The sequence below is a fragment of the Pseudokineococcus sp. 1T1Z-3 genome, from assembly GCF_037482365.1.
Lineage (GTDB): Bacteria > Actinomycetota > Actinomycetes > Actinomycetales > Quadrisphaeraceae > Pseudokineococcus.
The window spans coordinates 166,256-190,032 of record NZ_JBBHZF010000023.1; the positions used below are offsets into that span (position 1 = coordinate 166,256).

Annotated in this window: 23 protein-coding genes and 1 riboswitch; of the genes, 10 read left to right on the top strand and 13 right to left on the bottom strand. The window is 76.2% G+C overall.

The window, feature by feature from the left end; all coding sequences use genetic code 11:
- The first annotated feature begins 173 nt into the window (after positions 1-173).
- From WDV86_RS08225 to WDV86_RS08240, 4 genes are all read left to right on the top strand, one after another.
- A complete protein-coding gene (locus WDV86_RS08225; RefSeq protein WP_339567131.1) occupies positions 174-548 on the top strand; it encodes an ArsR/SmtB family transcription factor in 375 nt (124 codons plus the stop codon).
- 139 nt (positions 549-687) lie between these two features.
- Positions 688-1,602: an AraC family transcriptional regulator gene (locus WDV86_RS08230; RefSeq protein ID WP_339567132.1), complete on the top strand. Its 915-nt coding sequence runs from the start codon at positions 688-690 to the stop codon at positions 1,600-1,602.
- 123 nt (positions 1,603-1,725) lie between these two features.
- The gene (locus tag WDV86_RS08235) at positions 1,726-2,472 is read left to right on the top strand and encodes an SDR family oxidoreductase (protein ID WP_339567133.1); all 747 of its coding nucleotides are present in this window, start codon (positions 1,726-1,728) and stop codon (positions 2,470-2,472) included.
- A complete protein-coding gene (locus WDV86_RS08240; RefSeq protein ID WP_339567134.1) occupies positions 2,472-3,371 on the top strand; it encodes an SDR family oxidoreductase in 900 nt (299 codons plus the stop codon). The genes WDV86_RS08235 and WDV86_RS08240 overlap by 1 nt, the downstream gene beginning before the upstream one ends.
- A gap of 39 nt (positions 3,372-3,410) precedes the next feature.
- On the opposite strand, the gene WDV86_RS08245 is transcribed toward WDV86_RS08240, so the two are convergent.
- Entirely contained in the window at positions 3,411-5,693 is a 2,283-nt protein-coding gene (locus WDV86_RS08245) for a putative bifunctional diguanylate cyclase/phosphodiesterase (RefSeq protein ID WP_339567135.1), read from the bottom strand.
- Between the two features lie 129 nt (positions 5,694-5,822).
- Positions 5,823-6,785, bottom strand: coding sequence for a hypothetical protein (locus WDV86_RS08250; RefSeq protein ID WP_339567136.1), 963 nt, complete (start codon positions 6,783-6,785; stop codon positions 5,823-5,825).
- Between the two features lie 213 nt (positions 6,786-6,998).
- Between WDV86_RS08250 and WDV86_RS08255 the strand changes: the two genes are divergently transcribed.
- Positions 6,999-8,087, top strand: a complete 1,089-nt coding sequence (locus WDV86_RS08255; protein ID WP_339567137.1) for a transglycosylase family protein — start codon at positions 6,999-7,001, stop codon at positions 8,085-8,087.
- Positions 8,088-8,671: 584 nt separating this feature from the next.
- Here WDV86_RS08255 and WDV86_RS08260 read toward each other — a convergent pair.
- From WDV86_RS08260 to WDV86_RS08275, 4 genes are all read right to left on the bottom strand, one after another.
- Positions 8,672-10,072, bottom strand: coding sequence for a bifunctional o-acetylhomoserine/o-acetylserine sulfhydrylase (locus WDV86_RS08260; RefSeq protein WP_339567138.1), 1,401 nt, complete (start codon positions 10,070-10,072; stop codon positions 8,672-8,674).
- Positions 10,073-10,103: 31 nt separating this feature from the next.
- A riboswitch (SAM riboswitch) is annotated at positions 10,104-10,218 on the bottom strand.
- Between the two features lie 46 nt (positions 10,219-10,264).
- The gene (locus tag WDV86_RS08265) at positions 10,265-11,650 is read right to left on the bottom strand and encodes a sensor histidine kinase (RefSeq protein ID WP_339567139.1); all 1,386 of its coding nucleotides are present in this window, start codon (positions 11,648-11,650) and stop codon (positions 10,265-10,267) included.
- 27 nt (positions 11,651-11,677) lie between these two features.
- Positions 11,678-12,355, bottom strand: coding sequence for a response regulator transcription factor (locus WDV86_RS08270; RefSeq protein WP_339567140.1), 678 nt, complete (start codon positions 12,353-12,355; stop codon positions 11,678-11,680).
- A gap of 95 nt (positions 12,356-12,450) precedes the next feature.
- Entirely contained in the window at positions 12,451-12,645 is a 195-nt protein-coding gene (locus tag WDV86_RS08275) for a hypothetical protein (RefSeq protein WP_339567141.1), read from the bottom strand.
- Positions 12,646-12,949: 304 nt separating this feature from the next.
- Here WDV86_RS08275 and WDV86_RS08280 point away from each other — a divergent pair, with 304 nt between their 5' ends.
- A complete protein-coding gene (locus WDV86_RS08280) occupies positions 12,950-13,519 on the top strand; it encodes a CvpA family protein (RefSeq protein WP_339567142.1) in 570 nt (189 codons plus the stop codon).
- A 130-nt stretch (positions 13,520-13,649) separates the two neighbouring features.
- On the opposite strand, the gene WDV86_RS08285 is transcribed toward WDV86_RS08280, so the two are convergent.
- The gene (locus WDV86_RS08285) at positions 13,650-14,360 is read right to left on the bottom strand and encodes a CHRD domain-containing protein (protein ID WP_339567143.1); all 711 of its coding nucleotides are present in this window, start codon (positions 14,358-14,360) and stop codon (positions 13,650-13,652) included.
- Positions 14,361-14,716: 356 nt separating this feature from the next.
- Between WDV86_RS08285 and WDV86_RS08290 the strand changes: the two genes are divergently transcribed.
- Positions 14,717-15,313 (top strand): sigma-70 family RNA polymerase sigma factor, encoded by a 597-nt coding sequence (locus tag WDV86_RS08290; protein ID WP_339567144.1) that lies wholly within the window; start codon positions 14,717-14,719, stop codon positions 15,311-15,313.
- A complete protein-coding gene (locus WDV86_RS08295; RefSeq protein ID WP_339567145.1) occupies positions 15,303-16,055 on the top strand; it encodes a hypothetical protein in 753 nt (250 codons plus the stop codon). The genes WDV86_RS08290 and WDV86_RS08295 overlap by 11 nt, the downstream gene beginning before the upstream one ends.
- A gap of 55 nt (positions 16,056-16,110) precedes the next feature.
- On the opposite strand, the gene WDV86_RS08300 is transcribed toward WDV86_RS08295, so the two are convergent.
- From WDV86_RS08300 to WDV86_RS08310, 3 genes are all read right to left on the bottom strand, one after another.
- Complete coding sequence (locus tag WDV86_RS08300; protein WP_339567146.1) at positions 16,111-16,371, bottom strand: hypothetical protein; 261 nt, start codon at positions 16,369-16,371, stop codon at positions 16,111-16,113.
- 154 nt (positions 16,372-16,525) lie between these two features.
- Positions 16,526-17,353, bottom strand: coding sequence for an SDR family NAD(P)-dependent oxidoreductase (locus WDV86_RS08305; RefSeq protein WP_339567147.1), 828 nt, complete (start codon positions 17,351-17,353; stop codon positions 16,526-16,528).
- The gene (locus tag WDV86_RS08310; protein ID WP_445262996.1) at positions 17,350-18,369 is read right to left on the bottom strand and encodes an NAD(P)-dependent alcohol dehydrogenase; all 1,020 of its coding nucleotides are present in this window, start codon (positions 18,367-18,369) and stop codon (positions 17,350-17,352) included. Before WDV86_RS08310 ends, WDV86_RS08305 begins: the two co-directional genes overlap by 4 nt.
- Positions 18,370-18,649: 280 nt before the next feature.
- Between WDV86_RS08310 and WDV86_RS08315 the strand changes: the two genes are divergently transcribed.
- Together WDV86_RS08315 and WDV86_RS08320 are read left to right on the top strand one after the other, a co-directional pair.
- Positions 18,650-19,699 carry a D-2-hydroxyacid dehydrogenase gene (locus WDV86_RS08315; protein ID WP_339567149.1) on the top strand — a complete coding sequence of 350 codons (1,050 nt, stop codon included), beginning with the start codon at positions 18,650-18,652 and terminating at the stop codon, positions 19,697-19,699.
- Between the two features lie 97 nt (positions 19,700-19,796).
- A complete protein-coding gene (locus tag WDV86_RS08320; RefSeq protein ID WP_339567150.1) occupies positions 19,797-20,363 on the top strand; it encodes a dihydrofolate reductase family protein in 567 nt (188 codons plus the stop codon).
- A gap of 37 nt (positions 20,364-20,400) precedes the next feature.
- Here the strand turns inward: WDV86_RS08320 and WDV86_RS08325 are convergent, their stop codons facing one another.
- From WDV86_RS08325 to WDV86_RS08335, 3 genes are all read right to left on the bottom strand, one after another.
- Positions 20,401-21,234, bottom strand: coding sequence for a PhzF family phenazine biosynthesis protein (locus WDV86_RS08325; protein ID WP_339567151.1), 834 nt, complete (start codon positions 21,232-21,234; stop codon positions 20,401-20,403).
- Positions 21,235-21,656: 422 nt separating this feature from the next.
- The gene (locus WDV86_RS08330; RefSeq protein ID WP_339567152.1) at positions 21,657-22,496 is read right to left on the bottom strand and encodes an ABC transporter permease; all 840 of its coding nucleotides are present in this window, start codon (positions 22,494-22,496) and stop codon (positions 21,657-21,659) included.
- Entirely contained in the window at positions 22,493-23,542 is a 1,050-nt protein-coding gene (locus WDV86_RS08335; protein WP_445262987.1) for an ATP-binding cassette domain-containing protein, read from the bottom strand. The genes WDV86_RS08330 and WDV86_RS08335 overlap by 4 nt, the downstream gene beginning before the upstream one ends.
- Positions 23,543-23,777: the final 235 nt, after the last annotated feature.

The window sequence follows — 23,777 nt, forward strand, 5'->3', positions numbered from 1 at the left end:
CCCCACCTCCGCAGGCCTCCTGCGCCCCCCGTGCGACCGGAGGTCACCACCGCATCCCGCACGACCCACCTCCTGCGACGATCGCCACCGGGCGGCCGGACGCTACACCCGGACGACCGCACGGATGTCGTCGCGGCCCCGCGCGTGACGAGCCGCCGAGCACCGGAGGAGACGTGAGCGACCACGCCCACCCCGTCGACGCCGACCGCGTCGCCCGCGCCCGGGCCCGGGTGCCGTCGCGCGAGGACGCCGTCGCCACGGCCGAGGTGCTCACCGTGATCGCCGACCCCACCCGGGCGCGCGTCCTGCAGGCGCTCGACGCCGTCGAGGAGCTCTGCGTCGGCGACCTTGCCCTCGCGCTCGGCGCCAGCGAGGACGCCGTCGGCTACGCGCTGCGGGTGCTGCGCGGCGCCGGCCTCGTCACCAACCGCAAGGCCGGCCGGGTCGTCTTCTACCGGCTCGCCGCCAACTTCCCGGAGCCGCTGGCCGAGCACTGCCTGCGAGCCCTCGCCGCCCTGGCGCGGGACGGGGGCGGCCCCGGCCGCTGAGGCCACCGGGCACCCGACCCGCCCGACCCGGCAGACACACCCGACCCGCCCGACCCGCCAGACCCACCCGACCCGCCGGACCCGACGGCTGCACCGCCCGACCTCCCCGCGGACGCCCGGCTCGGCCCACGATGGGCACGTGCTGCACCCGACGAGCCTGCGCGCCGGCAGCCGCCTGCCGAGCCAGGTGCAGCGCTCCAGCCACCACCTCGGCTGGCAGGACGTGCTGGCCCGCACCTACCTCGAGCCGCGGGAGGCCGAGACCTTCACGACGGCGCCGACCCCGGACCTGCTCCTCGTGGTGCAGCTCGCCGGCACCAGCGAGGTCGAGAGCCGTCGCGGCCGCCGGTGGGTGCGCGCGCGCTACACGCCGGGCTCGATGGGGGCGACGGCGCCCGGGGCCTCCGCCCGGCTGCGGCTGCTCCCCGGCGAGGACGCCGGCGCCGTGCCCGTGCGCACGCTGCACCTGCACCTGGGCGCCGACCTCCTGCAGCGCACCGCCGAGACGCTCGGACGGCCCGCCGCAGTGCGCCAGCTGCCCGACGGGCTCGTGCTCGACGACCCGGGCGTCCGGGCGACCGCCCGCGCGGTCGGCGTCGCGCTCGCCCGGTCGGCGGACCCGCTGGCCGGGGACGCCCTCGCGCAGGCGCTCGCCGCCCAGGTGCTCACGCTGGCCGGCGGCCCGCGAGCCACCGGCGGCCGCGCCGTCACCCCGCTGGGCGCGACCGACCTGGCGCGGGTCGAGGAGCACATGCGCGCCCACCTCGCCGAGCCGGTGCGCCTGGCCGAGCTGGCCGCCGTCGTTCACTCCAGCCCGTACCACTTCGTGCGCCGATTCCGCGCCGCGACCGGCACCACACCGCACCGCGAGCTCGTCCGCCTGCGGGTCGAGCACGCCGCCCACCTGCTGCGCACGACGCCGGCGGACGTCCGCACCGTCGCGCTGACCTGCGGCTACGCCAGCGTCGCCCACTTCGCCGACGCCTTCCGCCGCCACCACGGCTGCACGCCCGGGGCCTACCGCGGCGGGGCCGTCGGCGCCGGCCGGCGCTGAGGCCCGGCCCTCGGATGGGCGTGGCCTGGGCGCACGGACGGGTCCTCGCCCTCGCCGCGGTGGCGAGCCCAGCGACCGCTTCCGATGCTCGTGCCCGACCAGCGAGCCCTCGGGAGGGGAAGCATGAGCGAGACCACCGCAGCCGGACCCCGCGTCGCGATCGTCACCGGCGGGTCCGGCGGCATCGGCCGGGCCGTCGTCGAGCGCCTCGCCGCCGACGGGACGGCCGTCGTCGTCCACTACTCCGGCAGCGCCGGACGGGCCAAGGACGCCGTCGAGGCCGTCACCGGCGCCGGCGGCCAGGCCATCTCGGTGCAGGCCGACGTCGCCGACGAGGCCGAGGTCGCCGCCCTCTTCGACACCGCCGAGAGCACCTACGGCGGCGTCGACGTCGTCGTCAACACCGCCGGCATCATGCTGCTCGCCCCGTTGGCCGAGGCCTCCCTCGACGACGTCGACCGGATGGTCCGCACCAACCTGCGCGGCACGCTCGTCGTCAGCCAGCAGGCCGTGCGCCGGCTGCGCGGCGGCGGCGCGCTCGTCAACGTCTCGACGTCGGTCACCCGGCTGTCGCTGCCGACCTACAGCGCCTACGCCGCGACCAAGGGCGCCGTCGAGGCGATGACGCCGATCCTCGCCAAGGAGGTCCGCGGGAGGGACGTCACCGTCAACGCCGTCGCCCCCGGTCCCACCGCGACGCCCCTGTTCCTCGAGGGCAAGCCGCAGGAGGCCATCGACAACCTCGCGAACATGGCCCCGCTCGAGCGCCTCGGCCAGCCCGACGACGTCGCCGAGGCCGTCGCCTTCCTCGCCGGGCCGGCGCGCTGGGTGAACGGCCAGACGATCTTCGTCAACGGGGGCGTGGCCTGATGACCGGCAGCCCGCACACCGTCCTCGTCACCGGCGCCTCCAGCGGCTTCGGGGCGATGACCGTCCGCGCGCTCGCCGACGCCGGGCACACCGTCTGGGCCGGCATGCGGGGCACCGAGGGCCGCAACGCCGCCGCGGTCGCCGAGGTGCAGCAGCACGCCCGCGAGCACAGCGTCGACCTGCGCGTCGTCGAGCTCGACGTCGCCGACCAGGGCTCCGTCGACACCGCGGTCGCGACCGTCCTCGCGGCCACCCCAGGCCTGGACGTGGTCGTCCACAACGCCGGGCACATGGTCCTCGGCCCGCTGGAGGCCTTCACCCCCGAGCAGCTGCACGCCGTCTACGACACCAACGTCGTCTCCTGCCAGCGGCTCAACCGCGCCGTGCTGCCGCACCTGCGGGAGCGCCGCGACGGGCTGCTGGTGTGGGTCGGCTCGACCAGCACCCGCGGCGGCACGCCGCCCTACCTCGCGCCGTACTTCGCCGCGAAGGCGGCGCAGGACTCCCTCGCCGTCAGCACCGCCGCCGAGCTGGCCCGCTTCGGCGTCGAGACGACGATCGTCGTGCCCGGCTCCTTCACCACCGGCACCAACCACTTCGCCCACGCCGGCAGCCCGGACGACGAGGCGACGGCGCAGGCCTACGAGGCCGAGTACGCCGGGCTCATGGGCCAGGTCGGCGAGCGCCTGCAGGCGATGTCGCCGCCCGACGCCGACCCGCAGGAGGTCGCCCGCCGCGTCGTCGACGTCGTCGGCGCCGCCAAGGGCGAGCGGCCCTTCCGCACCCACGTCGACCCGGCCGACGACGGCGCCGAGCGCGTCAACGCCGTCGGCGACGAGGTGCGCCGAGACTTCTACGAGCGCATCGGGCTGGAGGACCTCCTGCACGTGCGGACCTGAGGCCGGCCGGCCCGGGCAGCACCACCGGCCGCCCGGACGTCAGCGCCTCGGCACCGTCGCGTCCAGCACCGCCCCGGGCTGGGGGACCTCGCTCGCGCGCGCTCGCGCCGGTCGCGGCGCCGGCACCGCGACCGGCGGCAGGACCTGTCGAGGGCCGAGGACCTCGTCGGCGAACTGGTCCGCCGGCAGGGCGCGGCTGAACAGCCACCCCTGCCCGAGGCTGAAGCCCAGCTCGACGAGCCGCTCCTGCTGCTCCGGCGTCTCGACGCCCTCGGCGAGCAGCTCCAGCCCGAGGGTGCGCGACATCGCCCCGAGCCCCTCGAGCAGCTGCCCGCTGCTCCCCGTGACGTGCATGACGACGGCCCGGTCCACCTTGATCACCTGCACCGGGAAGCGCCGCAGGTACTCCAGCGAGGTGTACCCGCTGCCGTAGTCGTCGAGGTCCACGTCCACGCCGAGCTCCTGCAGCGCCAGGAGGTTGACCAGGCAGGTGGCGTCCTCCTCGAGCGGCTCGTGCTCGGTGATCTCCACGTGCAGCAAGGTGCCGGGGACGCCCGCGCGCCGCAGCCGCTCCGCCACCCGGCCCGGCAGGCCGGGGTCGACCAGGCTCGACCTCGTGAGGTTGACGCTGACGGGCAGCACCTGACGGCGCTCCCGGGCCCAGCGGCCCAGCTGGTCCACGACCTCCTCCAGCACAGCGCTGTCCAGCTCGGCGTCCAGCTGGGAGGTGCTCACGTGGTCGAGGAAGGCAGCGGGCATCATCAGCCCGTTGTCCGGGTGCTGCCAGCGGACCAGCGCCTCGGCGCCGACCGCCTCGCCCGTGGCCAGCACGACGATCGGCTGGTAGTGCACCTCGAGCCGTCCGACCGACGACGAGCGCCCCGAGAGCAGCTGGCGGACCTGGTTGGTCAGGGTGAAGCGGCGCAGGGCCTCCTCACGCTGGTCGGGGTGGTAGACGCACGCCGTGTCGCGCCCGGCGCCCTTGGCGGCGTAGAGGGCCACGTCGGCGTGGACCAGGTGCTGGGAGAAGGTGGCCCCGGCCTCGGCCGGGGCCACGCCGACGCTGCCGGTGGCGCGCAGGGCGAGGCCTCGCAGCTCCACGGTGGGCCGCAGGGCGGCCACGACCCGGTCCGCTGCTGCGGCCTCGCTCCCGCCTGGCACGAGCACGACGAACTCGTCGCCGCCGAAACGCGCGACGACGCCGTCCTCACCGGCCGCCTCCCGCAGCCGGTCGCGCACGTGCAGCAGCAGAGCGTCCCCGACCTCGTGGCCGTGGGCGTCGTTGACGCCCTTGAAGTCGTCGAGGTCCACGAGCAGCAGGGACCAGCCGGCTGCGGGGGCGCGGTCGGCGAAGACGCGGTCCAGCCCCCGCCGGTTGGGCAGGTCGGTCAGGGGGTCGTGCTCGGCCAGGTGCTCGGAGTGCCGCAGCGCCGACGACGCCCGCAGGACGCCCACGGCGGTGCCCACGGCCCCGACGCTGACGTGGGCCCACATCGGCATGGCGTGGGTGCCGGCGGAGGCGTCGACCACCCACAGGCTCGCCGGGACGAGCGCGAGGGGGAGCAGCCCCAGCACCTCGCCCGAGCGGTGCCTGCCCGCCGGCACCGACGTGCGGTCCAGCAGGTGCCGGGTGCTCGGGTGCAGCACGCCGCCGCTCAGCAGGGCGGCGCCGAGGAGAGGGAGGAGCGTGAGGAGCGGGCTGCCGGCGACCGGGCCGAAGGTGCCGGTGCGCACGAGCTCGTTCACCGCGAAGACGAGGCTGGCGAGCAGGATCAGGGACCCGCCGAACGGCGCCTTGATCCGCATGACGGCGAGCCGGGCGATGAGGCTGATGATGACGACGTCGACCGTCGCGGCGGCAGCGCCTCTGGCCGCGGGCGTGCCCATCCCCACGAGCTCGACGTACTGGGCGAGCCCCAGCCCCAGGACCGCCGCGAGGGTGGCGACGTCGAGGACGTCGACCCGTCCTCCCAGCGAGGCGACCGTCCGGGTGACGACGACGCCGACGACGACGCCGCACACGGCCCCGGTCGCGGTCAGGCCGACGGACAGCGCCGCCCCTCCCCCGTCGGGCGCGAGAGCCCTGACCATCCCGCCTGCGCCGACGCACAGCTGCGCGACGGCGAGGCCGAGCCACAGGGGCAGACGCGCCGGTCGGTGGACGACGCAGGCGACGAGGACGCTCACGCCCGCAGCCACGAAGGTCGTCGGCCCCAGGCCAGTACCGGTCACCGCGGTGAGCAGGAGCGCGAGGCCCGGCGCCAGGGACAGGCCGAGGACCCATCGCGCGACGACGCGTCGCGATGGTGCCGACCGGCTCATGGCTGCCCTATCGGCTGGCGGCGGCGTCACCCTCACGCCGGGCCGACCCCACCGCCCACCACCACGCGGACGGCGCAGCGCAGACGCCCCGGTCGGGCCGCCCCTCGGGCCCTCCCCCGAGGGCCTCGCCTACCCGAGGACCGCGGTGCGCTGGCCCCGGCGCCCGGGCCAGCACGCAGCCAGCGCGAGCGCCGCCGCGACGCCGTCCTCGACCAGCGCGGCCTGCCAGTCGGCGTCGAAGGGCGAGCGCCGGCTCGCCGCCCAGGTGCGCCAGGCGAGCCCGGCGTAGGAGCCGCCGAGGGCGCCGAGCAGACCGGCCGCCGCCGGGGCCGTGGGCGTGCGGTCCTCCCGGGCGGCGAGGGCCGCCGCTCCACCGGCCCCCGCGAGCAGCCGCCCGCCGAGGGGGCCGGGCGCGGTGCGCGGCGGCGTCGAGGCCTTCTTGTCCATGACCACCTCGCCGACGACGCCGGCGGCCGCGCCGACGCGGGCCAGCGCGCCCGGCCCGTCGGGGCGGGCGTCGGTGAGCACCGGCGCCGCCAGCCCGAGGGAGCTGCGCCCGCCCGTCGCGACGCCGAGCACGAAGGAGCGGGCCACGAGGCCGCCCGAGGCGGGCCTGCGGACGACGTCGCCGGGCTGCGGCGACATCGCCTCGAGCGTCGCGTGCGTCGCCAGCCCGTAGGCCAGGTGCGGGACGACGTCGGCGGCCCAGTCGCCCGCCGTCCACGTGCGCGGGTCGCTGACGCCGAGCGCGGCGGACGTCCCGTCGCTCGCCGCCATCGCCAGCGCCCCGGTGGCGACGCCGCCGAGCGCGCCCGGCAGGGCGTACCCGCGGCGGCGGGCGAGGCTGGCGACGACCCCGGTGGCGAGTCCCGTCGTGGTGCCCAGGAGCGCGCCGAGGGCGGTGCGGCGGTGCCCCTGCCGCTCGCCGTCGCCGGGGACGCCGAGCCCGAGCCGGCCGGCGAGGGCGTCGGCGGTCTGCCCGGGCGCCTCGCTGGCGGGCCGGCCGCGCAGGGCCATGTCGGCGTAGGTGACGGCCTGCAGGACGGTGGTGCCGACGGCTCCGGCGGTCAGCCCTCGCGTGAGTGCGCTCATGGCGGACACGCTCGCGGCGGGGCCTGGAGGCGGCAACCCGGCGCGTCGTCGCCGGCGCCGAGGGGGCGTAGCGCGCTCGTCACGGCACGCAACCGGAGATGGGGGCGGTGAGGCACGAGTGACGGGGCACGCACGGACGGTCATCGCGGCGACGCCGGCCGCGACGGCACCATGATCGGCGAACCACAGGTGTGTGATTCGTATGGGCCTGCCGTGCAGCCACTCTCACAGGTGACACATATTCGCCCGGACGGGTTGTCACCTGCTCGTGACATCACCTACCGTCGCCGCGTCCTCGGGCCGGCGCGCACGCGCCGAGCCCCCGGCCGGCGCCCGCTGGTGCCGACGACGTCCGCCCGCGCCCCTCGCGCGGGCCCCGACAGCCCGTCCGCCTGCGCCTCCCCGCCCGGCGGACGTCACCCTCACCACAGCGCAGGGCGGGGCGCGGTCCACCGCGAGGCGCATGCGCGAGAGGCCAACGCCATCACCACGCAGACGAGCTCTCCCGCTCGACGCACGACCCGTCGCTCCCGCCTCGGCCGCCCGGTCGGCCTCGGCGCCGTCGCCGCCCTCGCCGTCGGCCCGCTCGTCGGGCTGTCCACCGCTGGCTCGGCGTCGGCCGCGACCGACGCGGTCTGGGACCGACTCGCCCAGTGCGAGAGCAGCGGCCGGTGGGACATCAACACCGGCAACGGCTACTACGGCGGCCTGCAGTTCTACCAGCCCACGTGGGACGGGTTCGGCGGCCAGCAGTACGCCGCCCGGGCTGACCTCGCGACGCGCGAGGAGCAGATCGCCGTCGCCGAGAAGGTCCTCGCCGTGCAGGGCTGGGGCGCCTGGCCCGCGTGCACCGCCCGCCTCGGCTACGGCGAGGCCGAGAAGCGCGGCACGCCCACCCCGCCCGGGGGCGGCAGCTCCCAGCCCGCGCCGCCGGCCGACCCCGCCCCGGCGCCGCCGTCGGGTGCGACGTACACCGTCCGCAGCGGCGACACCCTCGGCGCCATCGCCGCCCGCTACGGCACCACCTGGCAGCAGCTGTACGCCGACAACCGCGACCGGATCTCGAACCCGGGGCGCATCTACGTCGGCCAGGTGCTGCGGGTGCCGGGCAGCGGTGGCGGCGGCGGTGGTGGTGGCGAGACGCCCGCGCCGTCCGGCACCTACACGGTGCGCAGCGGCGACACCCTCGGCGCCATCGCCGCGCGCAACGGCACGACGTGGCAGGCGATCTACGACCTCAACCGCGACCGGGTCTCCAACCCCAACCGCATCTACGTCGGCCAGGTGCTGCGGCTGCCCTGACCCGGCTCGCCCGACCCGGCTGCCGCGGTCCGGCTCGTGCGACGGCCCCCTGGCCGGGCCACCTGGCCCGGCCGCGGGGGCCGTCGTCACGGCGCAGCCCGTCGTCGGGGCGCAGCCCGTCGCGGGGACGCGGGACGTCGTCGCCGCGCGTCGCCCTGCGCCGTCAGCACTCGCTCCACCGCGGACCTCGCGGGCCAGCCCACGGCGCGTCGACCCGCGATCTCCGCGCCCACCCCGAGTCGACGGCGCGCCGACCCCACAAGTCCGCGAACCGCGGACCCCGCGGGCCAACCACCACTGCCCTGCCCGCGACGTCCGCGCACCGCGGACTTCCCGGGTCAGGCCTCCGTCACACCACCCCACAAGTCCGCGCACCGCGGACTTCCCGGGCCAGGCCCCGCTGCGCCGCCTTCGTCCCCACCACCGCGGACCTCGCGGGGCAGCCCACGGCGCGTCGACCCGCGATCTCCGCGCCCACCCCGAGTAGACGGCGCGCCAGCCCCACAAGTCCGCGCACCGCGGACCCTGCGGGCTAGACCGGACGGCGCCCCTCCCGCCAGCACGCGCGCGCGGGACGGCGACCCTCAGGACCCCTTGGCGGCGGTGAAGCCCTGCTCCAGGTCGGCGAGGATGTCGTCGAGGTGCTCCAGCCCGACCGACAGCCGCACGAGGCCTGGTGTGACGCCGGCCTTCTCCTGCGCCTCGGGCGAGAGCTGGCTGTGCGTCGTCGACGCCGGGTGGATGACGAGGCTGCGCACGTCGCCGATGTTGGCGACGTGGCTGTGCAGCGAGAGGCCGTCGACGAAGCGCCGGCCCGCCTCCAGGCCGCCGACGATCTCGAACGAGAGCACGCCGCCGGCGCCGCGCGGCGCGTACTTCTGCTGCCGGGCGTGCCACGGGCTGGACGGCAGCCCCGCGTACTGGACGCGCTCGACGTCCTCGCGCGCCTCCAGCCACTCGGCGACCGCCTGGGCGTTGGCGACGTGCCGCTCCAGCCGCAGGCTCAACGTCTCGATGCCCTGACCGAGCAGGAAGGCGTTGAACGGGGAGATCGCCGGCCCCAGGTCGCGCAGCAGCTGCACCCGCGCCTTGAGGATGTACGCGAGGTTCGCCCCGAGCTCGCTGCCGACACCAAGGTCCCGCGCGTAGACCAGACCGTGGTAGCTCTCGTCGGGGGTGTTGAAGCCGGGGAAGCGCTCGGGGTGGGCGGCGTAGTCGAAGGTGCCGCCGTCGACGATCACCCCGCCGATCGCCGTCCCGTGACCGCCGAGGTACTTCGTCGCCGAGTGCACGACGACGTCGGCGCCCCACTCCAGCGGGCGCGAGAGGAACGGCGTGGCCACCGTCGCGTCCACGACGAGCGGCACCCCCACCTCGTGCGCGACCGCCGCGACGGCCTCGACGTCCAGGACGTCGCCCCGCGGGTTGGGGATGGCCTCGCCGTAGAAGACCTTCGTGTTCGGCTGCGCCGCAGCGCGCCACGACTCCGGGTCGTCGGGGTCCTCGACGAAGGTCGTCGTCACGCCGAGCTTGGGCAGGGTGTAGCGCAGCAGGTTCACCGTGCCGCCGTAGAGGCTCGGGCTGGCGACGACGTGGTCGCCGGCCTCGGCGACGTTGAGGATCGCCAAGGTCTCCGCCGACTGGCCGGAGGCCACGAGCAGCGCCCCGACACCGCCGTCGAGGTCGGCGATGCGGTTCTCGACCGCCTCCGTCGTCGGGTTGGTGATGCGTGTGTAGATGTTGCCGATCTCGCTGAGCGCGAAGCGGGCGGCGGCCTGCTCGGTGCTCGCGAAGGAGAACGACGTCGTCTGGTGGATCGGCAGGGCCCGCGAGCCCGTCGTCGGGTCCGGCGCCGAGCCCGCGTGGATTTGTCGGGTCTCGAAGGACCAGCCGCCCGGCGCGGGCGCGTCGGACAGCGGGCCCGCCTCGGCGACGTCCGGCGTCTGCGGCTCGGCGGCAGGTGTGCTGGTGGGCTCGACGGACATGGGGGCGCTCCCGTGCTCAAGGGCTCGCGTGAGCCCGCGCTTGCCGCGCCCGGACGGACGACGGCCCGGTCATCACCCGGGGCACCCCGCCGCAGGAGGAGGGTTGCCGGCCAGCGAGCCGGGGCTTGACGCTGGCGCTCATGACCTGGCGAGGACGGTAGGACACCGGCGGCGACGCCCGGGACCCGCGTCTCAACCAGCGGGACGCACAGGGGTGACGCCGGCCCCGGGCAGGCGGAGCACCGCAGCCGTCCCCCGGGTCCCGTCGGGGCGTGGCGCCAGGACCACGTCGCCCCCGTGCGAACGGGCGATGCCGCGGGCGATGGGCAGCCCCAGGCCTGCGCCGCCGGCGTCGCGGGAGCGCGCCTCGTCCAGGCGCACGAGCCGCTCGAAGACGCGCTCGCGGTCCGCCTGCGGCACCCCCGGGCCGTCGTCGAGGACCGTGACGACCGCGTCGTCGCCCTCCCGGCCCGTCCGCACCTCGACGGAGCCGTCCGGACCAGCGGCGCGGACGGCGTTGTCGAGCAGGTTCGCGAGCACCTGCGCGAGGCGGTCGGCGTCGGCACGCACGCGCAGCGGCGGTCCTGACGCCAGGTGCAGGGCGGCCGACGGCCGCAGGCGCCGGTCCTCGACGGCCGTCCGCGCCAGGTCGCGCAGGTCGACGTCGGCGAGCTGCAGCTCCAGCCCGCGGTCGATGCGGGCCATCGTCAGGAGGTCGTCGACGAGCCGCGACGCACGCCGGGACTCCCGGGCGACCGCGGCGGCGAGCCGCTCGGTCTCGGCGCGGGGGCGCTCGGCGCGCACGAGCAGGTCGGCCGCCGCGTGGACGCCGGCCAGCGGCGTCCGCAGCTCGTGCGCCGCCTCGGAGAGCAGCGCACGCATCCGCTCCTCCGAGGCGCGGGCCCGCGCCTCGGCGCCCTCGACGGCGTCGAGCATGTCGTCGAACGCCGCCGCGGTACGGCCCAGCTCGGTGCCGGGCCGGTCGGGCCGCAGCCGGCGACCCCGGTCGCCGGCGGCGATGGAGCGCGCCGTCGCGGTGATGCGGTCCAGCGGCGCCAGCACCTGTCCGACGACGGCGAGCAGCGCCAGGGCCGCCAGCACGAGGACGACGACGCTCGCCACCGCGAGCACGGCCCGCACCTGCGCCACCGTCGTCCGCACCTGCGAGGCGTCGGCCGAGAGCACGAGCGTGCCGTCGTCGAGCTCGGTGGTCGTGCTCAGCAGGTCCCCGCGCTGGCGGACGCCGTCGCGGACGCGGTCGCCGCGCCCGCCGGTGCCGGCCGACGGCGCCGGACCCGCGGTGAGGACGCCGTCGTCACCGGAGTACCGGACCGAGACACCTTGTCCCGCCAGCTGGTCGACGAGGTCGTCGGCGTCGACCTCCCCCTGGAGCGCGACCGCGACCGCCGCACGGTCGAGCAGGCGCTGCTCGATCTCGCCCTCCAGCCGCGCCCGCAGCGCCTGGTCGACGACGACGCCGAGCACGAGCAGCAGCGCCGTCAGCAGGGCCAGCACCGTGACGACGACGCGCCGGCGCAGCGAGCCGGTGCGCAGCCGCTCGACGCGGCGGCTCCTCACGCCAGACCTGCTCGTGCCGAGCCCATCTCAGCCGGCCCGCAGCACGTAGCCGACACCGCGGACGGTGTGGATGAGCCGCGGGCCATGGGCCTCGGTCTTGCGGCGCAGGGCGCTGACGTGCACCTGGACGAGGTTGTCGGCGTAGTCGTCGTACCCCCACACCTGCGTGAGGATCTGCGTCGTCGACACGGCCCGCCCGCGGGAGGCGACGAGGAAGGCCAGCAGGCGGCGCTCGGTCGCGGTGAGGTCCAGGGCATGGCCGCCGCGGGTGACGACGCCGGCGCCCTCGTCGAGCACGAGGTCGCCGACCTCGACGGTGCTCGGCAGCCGGCCCAGCCGGCGCAGCAGCGCCTGCAGCCGCAGCACCAGCTCGGCCATGGCGAAGGGCTTGACGACGTAGTCGTCGACCCCGGCACCGAAGGCGCTCACCCGGTCGGCGAGGTCGTCCAGGGCGGTGAGCATGACGACGCCGGCGTCGGTGCGACCCCGCACCACGCGGACCAGCGCGCGACCGGGGCGCCCCGGGAGCATCCAGTCGAGGACGACGAGGTCGGGGCGGAAGCCGTCGAGCTCGGCCTCGAGGTCCTCGCCGTCGACGAGGCCGCGCGCGACGAGCCCCTCGTCGGCGAGCGCGCCGAGGACCGCCTCGCGGATGGCCTCGTCGTCCTCGACGAGCAGGACGCGCGCGGGTGCGGGGGCGGCCATGCCGGCAGTCTGACGGGAGGGCCTGGGCGAGAGCCATGACGGCCCCGTGGGCTCACGCCTTCTGAGGGCCTCGAGCCCCCGCGGGCGTCGACGGCTCAGCCGCGCTCGTCGTCGGCCCGACGGGCGCGCCGGGAGAGCAGGCGGCTGCCCTTCTGCAGCCCCGAGGAGACGGCGCCCGGTCCGCGGGAGGCCTCGAGCCGGCGCCCGGCCGCACCCATGGCCCGACCGGCCAGCGGCAGGGCGAGACGGGCGACGAGGTACCGGCGGATCAGGGTGATGACGACGGGCACGTCGGCCTCCAGGGCTGCGGCGCGGGTGGGGCTGGACGCCGTCGGGCGGCGCCCGACGGACCGGAATTGTCGCGCCAGGGCGGCGAGCCGGCGAGCCGGCGGCGGGTCACCTGAAGGTCACCTCATGCCCGTCCCGGGGGCCTCGTCCTTGAGGAGGTCTTGAGGAAGCCGGGCGACGGTGGTCGGGCACGACGTCCTGCGTCCCACGGGCGCCCCCCGGGTGGGGGCCACGGACGCCACGCCCCGACGAAGGAGCACCGATGACGACGACACCGACACGCCCGAGGACGCCGGGAGTGCCGGCATGCCCAGCCCGACGCGGCGAGGGGCAGGGCTTCTCGTGACGTCGCTGCAGGAGCTGGCGTCCCAGGCGACGCTCGTGGACGTCGTCGCCCTCGCCGTCGTCGTCCTCGCTGCCCTCGGCGGCTGGCGCTCGGGCGGCGGGACCGTGCTCGGCCGGCTCGTGGGCGGTGGCGCCGGGCTCGTCGGCGGGCTGTGGGCCGCGGCCGCCGTCCCGGCGCTGCTGCCCGCGGTCCAGCCCGGGTGGCTCGTGCCCGTCATCTGCCTGGTGCTCGCCGTGCTCCTCGGCCTGGCGGTCGGCGGTCTCCTCGGCGGCGCGGTCTCGGGCCTGCTGGCCCGCCTGCACGTCGGCGTGCTGGACAGGGCCCTCGGTGCCGTCGCCGCCGGCGCCGTCGCGGCGCTCGTCTGCGTCGGGGTCGTGTCGGCGGCCGCGGCGTGGGGCGGCCCGACGGTCGCCGACCACGTCGCGGGCGGCGTCGTCGCGTCCGCCGCCTCCGAGCTCAGCCCGTCGGCCCTCCTGGACGAGGTGCCCCGCCGCACCGACCTCCCCGCGCCCCCCGTCCCCGACATGTGACCTTGACGCGCCAGACCCCGACCCACCCGACGTGTGACCTTGACGTGCAGCCCGTCGCCGGGAAGGCGCACGTCAAGGTCACACATCGGGGAGAAGGCCGGGGAGAAGGGGCCGGGGACGGCGACCTGCGTCAGCTCTCCTGGGTCTGACGACGACGCAGGAGGACGACGCCGGCCGCGCCCGCTGCGGCGACACCGAGACCACCGGCGACCAGCGCCGTCGTGGGCACTCCGGCGGCGGTGCTCCCGAGACCCGTGCCGGCGCCGCCGACCGGGACCTGCCTCAGCTGGCCGCGGACGGCGCCGGGCACGAACTGCGAGGTGTGCGTGTCCCCGAAGTAGGCCGCGGGGTCGGCCTCGATCGCCGAGAGCGAGAAGCCGGCCGCCGTGTCCTGGCCGTCGTCGCCCTCGACCCCCGTGGTGAACGGCCCCTGCAGGCAGCCCGAGCTGGTGCGGACGTCGCCGTCACCCGCGGGGTTCGGGAAGGCCAGCCGCGGGGGGCCGGGCTGGCCCGACGGGGCCTCGTGGACGTGGGTCGCCGTCTTGGCCGGGCTCTCGTACGGCGGCTCGACGCCGCGGGTCGTGATGTCGTAGCAGACGACCTCCTCGTCGCTGTTGATCCGCAGCTCCATCGTCCCCGAGCTGCCCTCGGGGCCGGGAGCCGGCTCGCCGTCGGCGTTCACGACCATGTCGGGCGACAGGTCCGCCGTGAAGGCGCTGGTGAAGCTGTCGGGCTCGGAGACCTGGGTGGCCGACGCCGGAGCGGCGGCGGTGGCCGTGAACGCTGCGGCCAGGGCGAGGGCGCCGATGCCGGCGCCGGTGCGGGCGGTCAGACGACTCATGGAGGACCTTCCTCGGGCAGGGCGCGGCCGTGACGACCGCCGGTCACGAGGGGGTACGTCGCCACCTCTGCCGCCGTTCAACGACGGAGCGGCCCAACGCGTGTGACGCTCGTCACACGGCAGGCGGTGAACGGTGTCCCCGACGCCGACGTAGCCCCCTGCGGTGCGTACGGTGCCCGCGCACGTCGACGGCGGGTGCCCGCCCCGGAGCCCACCACCCGGTGGCCGGGGCGCCGGCAGGCGACGCGGCGGAGGTGCTGGTGCTGGGGGGCGGAGGTGCGGTGGCTGCGTCCGGCTCGCGCGACGTCCCCGGCCCCCGCGGGACCGAGCCGACGGGCGCCGGCAGGGCAGCCGACGTGGACCGGGCAGCCGACGTCGAGCAGGGCTTCGACGTCGAGCACGCCTTCGACGCCCACGCCGGTGAGCTGCTCGGCTTCGCCACGGCAGCAATCGGCGACCGCGGCGCGGGCGAGGACGCCGTCCAGGAGGTCTTCGTGCGGGCCTGGCGCGCCCGGGACGGCTACGGCCCCGGGCGCGGGTCGGTGCGCACGTGGCTCTTCGCGATCGCCCGCAACGTCGTGGTCGACGTCCACCGCGCCCGCACGCGCCGCCCCGTCCTGGCGGCCGAGGACGACGACCGCCGCGAACGCCCCGGCGGTGACGACCCCGCCGCGCAGGCGGTGGACCGGCTCGCCGTCCTGGACGCCCTGGGCACGCTCTCGCAGGAGCACCGCGCCGTCGTGCTGGAGGTCTACCTCGCGGGCGCCGGGTACGCGGAGGTCTCCGCGCGGACCGGCGTCCCCGTCGCGACGCTGCGCAGCCGGATGCACTACGCGCTGAAGGCGTTGCGCCGAGAGCTGGAGCTCGGTGGTCACACCGGCCCGGCAGCAGGGACGATGGAGGGCCGGCCGACCGGCCGGAGGAACGCGCAGGAGGTCCACCGTGAGCGGTGAGGAGCAGCGCCGCGGCGAGCTCGTCGCCGGTGCGGCCGTCGGCGGGCTCGAGCCGCACGAGCAGGCCGAGGTCGACGCGCTCGTGGCCGCCGACCCCGAGGCCGCGCGCGAGCTGGAGGAGTTCCGCGCCGTCCTCGCCGCCCTGCCGCCGCGCGGCGAGGGATGGGAGTCCGCGCGCCCGTCAGCCGCCCTGCGGGAGCGGGTCATGGCGGCGACGATCGGCGCGTCGGGCGGCGCGGCGCATCCAGGGGGCGACCGCACCGACGTGGGGCCCGAGCGCGTCGCCGAGGTGACCGAGCTGGCGCCGCGACGGCGTCGCACCGCCGCGCAGGCCGCGCTGGCCGCCGCGGCCGCCGGCGTCCTCGTCGGTGCGGTCGGTGCGCTCGGTGTCAGCGGCCTGGCCGACCGACCGCCGGAGGGCGGGCCGGGGACGCTGGGCGCGGTGGAGCAGGTCGACGTCGTCGGGGAGCCGCCCGGGGTCACGGTCGACGCCTCCGTCGTCGCGCACACGTGGGGCACGGAGACGGTCGTCGACGTCGACGGGCTCGACGACGGCGAGGACTACCTGCTCGTCGTCCTCGACGCCGCCGGCGAACCGGTCGCCTCAGGAGGCTTCGTCGGCGCCGCCGACATCGTCGAGTGCCGCCTCAACGCGCCGGTGCTGCGTGAGGACGCGACCCGGCTCGAGGTGCTCGACGAGGACGGCGACCTGGTCATGGCCGCCGACCTGCCGGCGGTCTGAGCCTGCGTGCCCGAGCGGGCCCGCGGCCGTCGCCCGAGCGGCCACCGGGCGCGGGCTAGGCCTGCTCGGGCCAGGGACCTGCGGGGACGCCCTCCATCAGCTCGTGGACGAGGTGGAGCCGCACGTACCGCGGACGCATGACGAGGTACACGGGCAGGGTCACCACCCACAGGAGCAGGCAGCACACCACCCACCCGGCCACCCCTAGGTCCGCGAGCCGGCTGCCCAGCACGCCAGGACGCACCTGCAGGCGCGTCGCGTCCAGACCCAGCCAGACCGCCGTGCCGATGCCCAAGACCATCATCAGGCTCACCATGGGCCACCTCCTGACGTCTTCTGTCGGCACCTGAGGGCCCGCCTTGAGGTGGGTCCGGCGGCCCGCGCTCGTCGTCGACGCGGCGACGCCGTCCGTCGGCGGGTGCGACGACGTCGTCGAACGCGGGACCGCGCACCCGGGGCCGCGGAGCGGCTCAGTACAGGGTGTACCCGCCGTCGGCCACGAGCACCGTCCCGGTGCAGAAGGACGACGCGTCGCTGGCGAGGTAGACGACGCTCGCGGCGACCTCCTCCGGCGTCGCGTAGCGCTGCATCGGTGCGTCCTCGATCCACATCCGGCGGAAGCGGGGCTCGTCCACCGGGGCCATCTCCGTCTTCACGTAGCCGGGCGCCAGGGCGTTGACGCGGATGCCCAGCGGCGCCCACTCCGCCGCCAGCGACTTCGTGAGCTGGTGCACCGCAGCCTTGCTCGCGTTGTAGATGGGCTGCATCTGCGGGCGGTTGACGACGTGCGCGCTGATCGAGCCGATGTTGACGACGCACCCGCGCACGCCGCCGTCGCCCTGCTGGGCCAGGTACGGCGCGGCGACCTGGCTGGGCAGCCAGACCCCGCGGACGTTGGTCTGCAGCACGTCCTGGAAGTGGTCGTCGCTGACCTCCAGGGCCGGCTCGTGGATGCACGTGCCCGCGTTGTTGACGAGCACCTGGAGCCCGCCGAGCTCCTCGGCGACCCGCGCGAGGCCCGCCTCGACCTCCGGCCGCGACGTCACGTCCATCCGCAGCCCGAGCGTCCGGCGTCCCGTGGAGGCGGCGATCTCCGCGGCGGCCTCGACGCTGCGGGCCTCGTCGCGCGCCGCCACCGCGACGTCCGCGCCGGCCTCGGCGAGCGCCTGCGCGAAGGCACGGCCCAGGCCGCGGTAGCCACCGGTCACGAGCGCGACCCGACCGGCCAGCGAGAACCGCTCCAGCACCCCGCCCGGCGTCGTCCCCGGCGCCTGGCTGGTCGTCGGCGAGGCGCTCACCGCGGCCCGCCCGCGACGTCGACGACGGCCTTCATGCTGAGGGGGTCGGAGTCGGCCAGCAGCGCCTCGTCGACGGAGTCGAGGTCGTAGCGCGCCGTGACCATGCCGTCGAGGTCGACGGCGCCCGTGCGGGCCAGCTCGATGGCGCGCGGCCACGTGTCGACGTACCGGAAGACCCCGGTGAGCGTGAGCTCCCTCGTGGCGACGAGCTGCACCGGGATGTCCATCGTCTCGGCCCCGAGCCCGACGAGGACGACGGCGCCGCCCCCGCGCACCGCCCCGATGCCGGACAGCACGGCCGGCGTCGCGCCCGTGCAGTCGACGAAGGCGTCGGCCTCCATCGACGCGATCTCGGCCGCTGACTCCCGCGGGTCGAGGGCGCGCGTCGCACCGAAGGAGAGGATGCGCTCACGGCGGGACTGCACGAGGTCGGTGACGACCACCTCGGTCGCCCCCCGCGCCCGTGCGGCCATGGCGACCATCGCGCCGATCGGGCCGGCGCCGGCGACGAGCACCCGGTCCCCGAGGCCCACCGCAGCCTTGTGCATGGCCCAGATGCCGACCGAGAGCGGCTCCAGCAGACCGACCGCCGCGTCGGAGAGGCTGTCCGGCACGGGGTGGGCGAAGTCGGCGGGCGCCGTGACGTACTCGCAGAAGGCGCCGTCGACCGGCGGCGTCGCGTAGAAGACCATGTGGGGGCAGAGGTTCATCCGCCCCGCGTGGCACTGCCGGCAGCGCCGGCACGGCTTCTGCGGCTCCACCGCCACCCGCTGGCCGAGGCGGCTCTCGGGCACGTCCCGGCCCACGCCGACGACCGTGCCGCCGACCTCGTGCCCGAGCACCAGCGGCCCCGTCACGACCATGTCGCCGATGCGTCCCGCGGTGAAGTAGTGCACGTCGCTGCCGCACACCCCGACCGAGCCGACCCGCACGAGCACCTCGTCGTCCCCCGGGGTCGGGACGGGCCGCTCCTGCACCTCGACCTGCCGCACGCCGGTCATGACGCTGGCGCGCATGGTGGACGGGACCTCGCCGACGTCCTGACGGGTGCCCGTGTCGCTGTCCGCGGTGGTGCTCACGCGTCGTCGCCTCCTGCTCGCCGAGCGGCGCGCCATCACGCCGCAGGCACGATGATGCCGCGTCCGGAGCCCGAGCGGCACGAGCGGCCCGGCGGGCGGGCGTGGCCCCGAGGTCCCGGGCTCGCCCTGCGCCGGCCGCTTGGCGCCGGCGCGCCTGGTAGAACCGCGGCATCCTGCGACGCGGCCGCCCGCCGCACCCCCCGACCGAGGAGACGACGTGCCCGAGCGCCTGCGCGTAGCCGTGGCCACACCCCTGGACGAGCGCAGCCGAGCGGTCGTCACCGAGCGCGAGCCACGCGTCGACCTCGTCGTCGGCCCCGACCTGCTGCCGCCCGTCCGCCACGCCGGGGACCAGGGCGGGGACCCGGCGTGGTCGCGGGAACCGGCGCGGCAGGAGGAGTTCGAGGAGCTGCTCGACGGCGCCGACGCGCTCTTCGGCGTCCCCGACGCGAGCCCCGCCGCGCTCGCACGGGCGGTCCGCGCCAACCCCGGCCTGCGCTGGGTCCACACCATCGCGGCCGGCGGCGGGCAGGCGGTGCGGGCCGCGCGCCTGTCCGAGGAGGAGCTGCAGCGGGTCGCCTTCACGACGTCCGCCGGCATCCACGGGACCCCGCTCGCCGAGTTCGCGCTGCTGGGCCTGCTGGCCGGCGCCAAGGGGGTGCCGCGGCTGCAGGCCGACTCCGCGGCCCGGACCTGGCCATCGCCGTACTTCATGGGGCAGCTGTCCGCGCAGACCGTCCTCGTCGTCGGCCTGGGCGGCATCGGCTCAGAGGTCGCGCGGGTGCTGTCAGCGCTCGGGACGACGGTCATCGGCTCCAGCCGCCACGGGCGACCGGTCGAGGGCGTCGACGAGATCGTCGACCCGGGCTCGCTGGCCGACGCGGCCGCGCGCGTCGACGGCGTCGTGGTCACCCTGCCGGGGACGCCGGCGACCAAGGGCCTGCTCGACGCCGACTTCTTCGCCGCGCTGCGACCGGGCGCCACCTTCGTCAACGTCGGCCGCGGCACCGTCGTCGACGAGGAGGCCCTCGTGCGGGCCCTGGACGACGGCACGGTCGGCTACGCGGCCCTCGACGTCGTCGCCCGCGAGCCGCTCGACGAGGCCAGCCCGCTGTGGGACCGGCCTGACGTCCTCATCAGCCCCCACACCGCCGCGGGCGACCCGACGATCATGGAGCGCATCGCGGACCTGTTCGCCGACAACGCCTCCCGCCTCCTCGACGGGCGCGAGCTGCGCAACCGGGTGGACACGGTCGAGTTCTACTGACCCGCGGGGCCCGCCGACGCCGGCTCGTCGTCGACGGGTCTGCCTCGACCTGCGCGTCGCCCTGGCCGAGGCGCCGGTCGCGGGGCAGGCTGGGGCCATGAGCTCCCCCGCGTCGGGCGCTGAGCCCGAGGGCATCCAGGGCTGCGTCTACATCGGGCTGTCGGTCGACGGCTTCGTCGCACGGCTGGACGGCGACCTGGACTGGCTCACCGAGCGCGGCGAGGCCGCGGGCGAGGCAGGCTTCCGCGACTTCGTCGGCAGCGTGGACGCCGTCCTCATGGGCCGGGGGACCTACGAGGTCATCGCCCCGTACGACTCCTGGCCCTACCAGGACAAGCCGGTGCACGTGCTCAGCTCCGCGATGAGCGAGCGCGAGGACGCCCGCGTCACCGTGCACGGCGACCTCGACGACGCCGTCGCGGCGCTCGCGGGCGCGGGCGCCCGACGGGTCTACGTCGACGGGCCGCGCGCCGTGCAGAGCTGTCTCGCCGCCGGCCTCGTCACCGAGCTGGTGCTCTCACGGGTGCCCGTGCTCATCGGCGCCGGCGCCCCGCTCTTCGGGCCGCTCCCCGCCGACGTCGACCTGGTCCACCGCCGCACCGAGGTGCTCGGCGGCGGCATGGTGCAGACGACGTACGACGTCACGCCGCCAACCGATCGCTGAGGACGCCGGTCCTGCCCCCCGCCGCCCCGCAGGACACCTAGAGGTCGACGGTCCCGCGGACGGCGACGAGCGTGCCCCCGGCGACCCAGACGTCGTCGCCCTCGCGGCGCACGTGGACGCGCCCGCGCCGCCCGAGCGCCGTGCCCTGGGCGGCGACGTAGGTCCCCGGCAGGTGGCCGAGCGGCTGGAGCCACTGCGCGAGCGCGGCGTTGAGGCTGCCGGTGACGGGGTCCTCGTCGACGCCCGCGCCGAGGGCGAGACCACGGACCTCGAGGGCGACCTCCGAGCCGGCGGGGTGGGGCCCGGCGAGACCGACGAACAGCCCCTCCAGGACGCCCCGGTCGGGGCGGGCGGCCAGCACCGTGGCGGCGTCCCGCAGCAGCAGCGAGACCCAGCCGGGCCCGTTGTCGGTCCACGCGGCGTCGACGACGTCGTCCTCGACCAGCCCGAGCCCGCGCCGCAGCCGCGCCTGCAGGTCGGCGTCGACCGGTCCGCTGCGCAGCAGCGGCGGGGCGGCGAAGGCGAGCCGGCCCTCCTCCCGGCGCACCCGGACGAGCCCGGCGCCGCACTCCTGCACGACGTGCTGCCCCGCGGGCACACCACCCGCCGCGAGCCACGCGCTCGCGGAGCCGAGCGTCGGATGCCCGGCGAAGGGCAGCTCCGTCTGCGGGGTGAAGATCCGCAACCGGTAGTCGGCGCCGTCGACGGTGGGCGGCAGCACGAAGGTGGTCTCGGAGAGGTTGGTCCAGGCGGCGAAGCGCGCCATCGCGGCGTCGTCGAGCCCCTCGGCGTCGTGCACGACGGCGACCGGGTTGCCCCACCCGGCCTCGGCGTCGTCGGTGAACACGTCGACCTGGGAGAAGCGGCGCACGCGGCCACTGTGCCAGCCGGGCCGGACCGGTCAGTGCTGCGCAGATATGACCGTGCACGGTCATATCTGCGCACCACTACCGGGCGAACCGGTCGAGGGCGGCGACGACGGCGCCCGTGAGGTCGGCGCCCGAGTGCGCGGAGTCGACGACGACCAGCTCGCCGTCCGGCCAGGCCTTGGCCAGCTGCCACGCGACGTCGAGCGGGCCGCTGACGTCGTGGCGGCCGTGGACATGACGCCGGGGAGGCCGGCGAGGCGGTGCGCCTCGCGCAGCAGCTGCCCGTCGTCCATCCTGCCGGGGCCCCCGTCGAGCTTCGAGGCCCTGCGCAGGCTGAAGACCTCGCCACGCCTCCCTCTCCCGACGTGTGGCCTCGTCGCGCCCCACCACCCCCGCGACGTGCGCAGAGCGTCGGACGACGCCGTCAGTCGAGCGCCCGCCGGAGGAAGCCGCGGGTGCCGGTGGCGGTGAAGAGGGCGAGGAAGCCGGTGAGGACGAGCAGGCACACCCAGACGGGGATGTGCGGGGCGTCCGGCAGCAGCGCGCCGCGCAGGCCCTCGGAGACGTAGGTCAGCGGGTTGAGCGCCGTCAGCACCTGGAACCAGCGGAGCACCTCGAGCGAGGCCCACGGGTACTGCGCCGCACCGGTGAAGAGCAGGGGCGTGAGGACGAGCGCGAAGACGGTGTTGATCTTGCGCGCAGGCACGAGGGTCCCGAGCGTCAGCCCGGCTGCGCCGCCGGTGACGGCCCCGAGGACGACGAAGAGCACGACGAGCGGGAAGGCCTCGGTGCGCCAGGGGATCTCGCCGAGGATCCAGATGCCGAGCGGGAACATGGCAGCGGAGGCGACGAGCGCCCGCAAGCTCGCGAACGCGATCTTCTCGAGCGCGACCATGACGGTCGACGTCGGCGCGAGCAGCCTGTCCTCGATCTCCTTGGAGAAGGAGAAGTCGATGACGAGCGGCAGCGCGGTGTTCTGCAGCGCCGTCAAGAATGCCGTGAGGGCGACGACGCCGGGGAACAGCAGCTGCGCGTAGTCGCCCTGGAGGAAGTCCAGCGACCCCAGCACCTGCCCGAAGATGAAGAGCACGAAGACGGGCTGCAGCAGCACCTGGGCGAGGAAGCCGGGCAGCTCGCGCCAGGTGACGAAGAGGTCCCGCCCGAGGATGGCCAGCACCGGTCGCAGCTGGCTGGGGCGGCCGTTGACGGTGCGGCCTGCGCCACCGGTCGTCGTCTCGGCCGTCGGCTCGCTCGTCGTGGTCATCGCAGCTCCCGCCCGGTCAGGCTGATGAAGACGTCCTCCAGGTCGGCGCGGCCGAGCCGGACGTCGGTGATGACGGCGCCCGCCCCCGTCACGGCCTCGGCGACGCGCGCCAGCAGCTCCGCGGGCTCGCCGTCGACGTCGACGCGCAGCCGCCGCTCGCCCTGCGGTGGCACGCCGCCCGGCGGCTCGGCGCCGCGTACCCCCGGCACCCGCGAGAGCGCCTCGGCGACGGCGGCGTCGGAGGCGGACTCGCCGTCGGCCGGTTCGAGGACGACGTCGATGCTCCCGGCGCCACCGTGCTCGGCGACGAGCGCCGCGGGCGTGTCGAGGGCCAGCACCTTGCCGTGGTCGACGATGCCGACGCGGTCGGAGACCTCCTCGGCCTCGTCCATGTCGTGCGTCGTGAGGACGACGGTCGTGCCGCGATCACTCAGCTCACGCACCCGCTCCCAGACGAAGAGGCGCGCCTGCGGGTCCAGCCCGGTGCTCGGCTCGTCGAGGAAGAGCACCTGCGGCTCGTGCATGAGCGCTCGCGCGACCATGAGCCGTTGCGCCTGGCCGCCCGAGTAGTTGTCGACCTTGTCCTTGCCGCGGTCGCCGAGGCCGAAGCGGTCGAGCAGCTCGTCGGCCCGCCGGTTGCGCTCGGCCCGCCCGACCCCGTGGTACGCCGCGTGGAAGAGCAGGTTCTGGCGCGCCGTCAGCGACCGGTCGAGGTTGATGCGCTGCGGCACGACGGCGAGCAGCGCCCGTGCCGCCGAGGGGTTCGCACCGATGTCGATGCCGCCGACGCGCGCCGTCCCGCTCGTCGCCCGTACCCGGGTCGTGAGGATGCCCATCGTCGTCGTCTTGCCGGCGCCGTTGGGCCCGAGCAGGCCGAAGACCTCCCCACGCGCGACGGTGAAGCTGACGCCGTCGACGGCGTTGACCTTCGCCTTGGGGTAGCGCTTGACGAGGTCGACGACCTCGACGGCAGGGGCGGTGTCGCCGCGGCGCGAGGACTCGGTGCCCTGCCGGACAGCAGGAGGGGCGGAAGTCACGACCGGCATCTTCCCCCGTGCGGGACCCTCGGTCGTCGTCCGGGGACCGGGTCTGACGCTTCGCCGAGGTGGCGGTTCGACACCGGCCACCTTCGTCGGTGTCGCGGGGGGCGGGACTACTCGTGGAGGTCGGCGACGGGGGTGTTGGGGCCTTGATAGGTGACGACGGGATGGGGGTCGCTGTCGACGTGGGCCTGTCCGGGGATCGGCAGGTAGGGGCCGCCGGCGATGGAGTACTGGCCGG

Excerpts from the sequence above, each read along its gene's own strand:
- WDV86_RS08335 (WP_445262987.1), bottom strand. The coding sequence starts at position 23,542 with ATGCCGGTCGTGACTTCCGCCCCTCCTGCTGTCCGGCAGGGCACCGAG.
- WDV86_RS08240 (WP_339567134.1), top strand. The coding sequence starts at position 2,472 with ATGACCGGCAGCCCGCACACCGTCCTCGTCACCGGCGCCTCCAGCGGC.
- WDV86_RS08260 (WP_339567138.1), bottom strand. The coding sequence starts at position 10,072 with ATGTCCGTCGAGCCCACCAGCACACCTGCCGCCGAGCCGCAGACGCCG.
- WDV86_RS08235 (WP_339567133.1), top strand. The coding sequence starts at position 1,726 with ATGAGCGAGACCACCGCAGCCGGACCCCGCGTCGCGATCGTCACCGGC.
- WDV86_RS08300 (WP_339567146.1), bottom strand. The coding sequence starts at position 16,371 with ATGGTGAGCCTGATGATGGTCTTGGGCATCGGCACGGCGGTCTGGCTG.
- WDV86_RS08330 (WP_339567152.1), bottom strand. The coding sequence starts at position 22,496 with ATGACCACGACGAGCGAGCCGACGGCCGAGACGACGACCGGTGGCGCA.
- WDV86_RS08320 (WP_339567150.1), top strand. The coding sequence starts at position 19,797 with ATGAGCTCCCCCGCGTCGGGCGCTGAGCCCGAGGGCATCCAGGGCTGC.
- WDV86_RS08270 (WP_339567140.1), bottom strand. The coding sequence starts at position 12,355 with ATGGCCGCCCCCGCACCCGCGCGCGTCCTGCTCGTCGAGGACGACGAG.
- WDV86_RS08245 (WP_339567135.1), bottom strand. The coding sequence starts at position 5,693 with ATGAGCCGGTCGGCACCATCGCGACGCGTCGTCGCGCGATGGGTCCTC.
- WDV86_RS08250 (WP_339567136.1), bottom strand. The coding sequence starts at position 6,785 with ATGAGCGCACTCACGCGAGGGCTGACCGCCGGAGCCGTCGGCACCACC.
- WDV86_RS08310 (WP_445262996.1), bottom strand. The coding sequence starts at position 18,369 with ATGCGCGCCAGCGTCATGACCGGCGTGCGGCAGGTCGAGGTGCAGGAG.
- WDV86_RS08280 (WP_339567142.1), top strand. The coding sequence starts at position 12,950 with ATGCCCAGCCCGACGCGGCGAGGGGCAGGGCTTCTCGTGACGTCGCTG.
- WDV86_RS08285 (WP_339567143.1), bottom strand. The coding sequence starts at position 14,360 with ATGAGTCGTCTGACCGCCCGCACCGGCGCCGGCATCGGCGCCCTCGCC.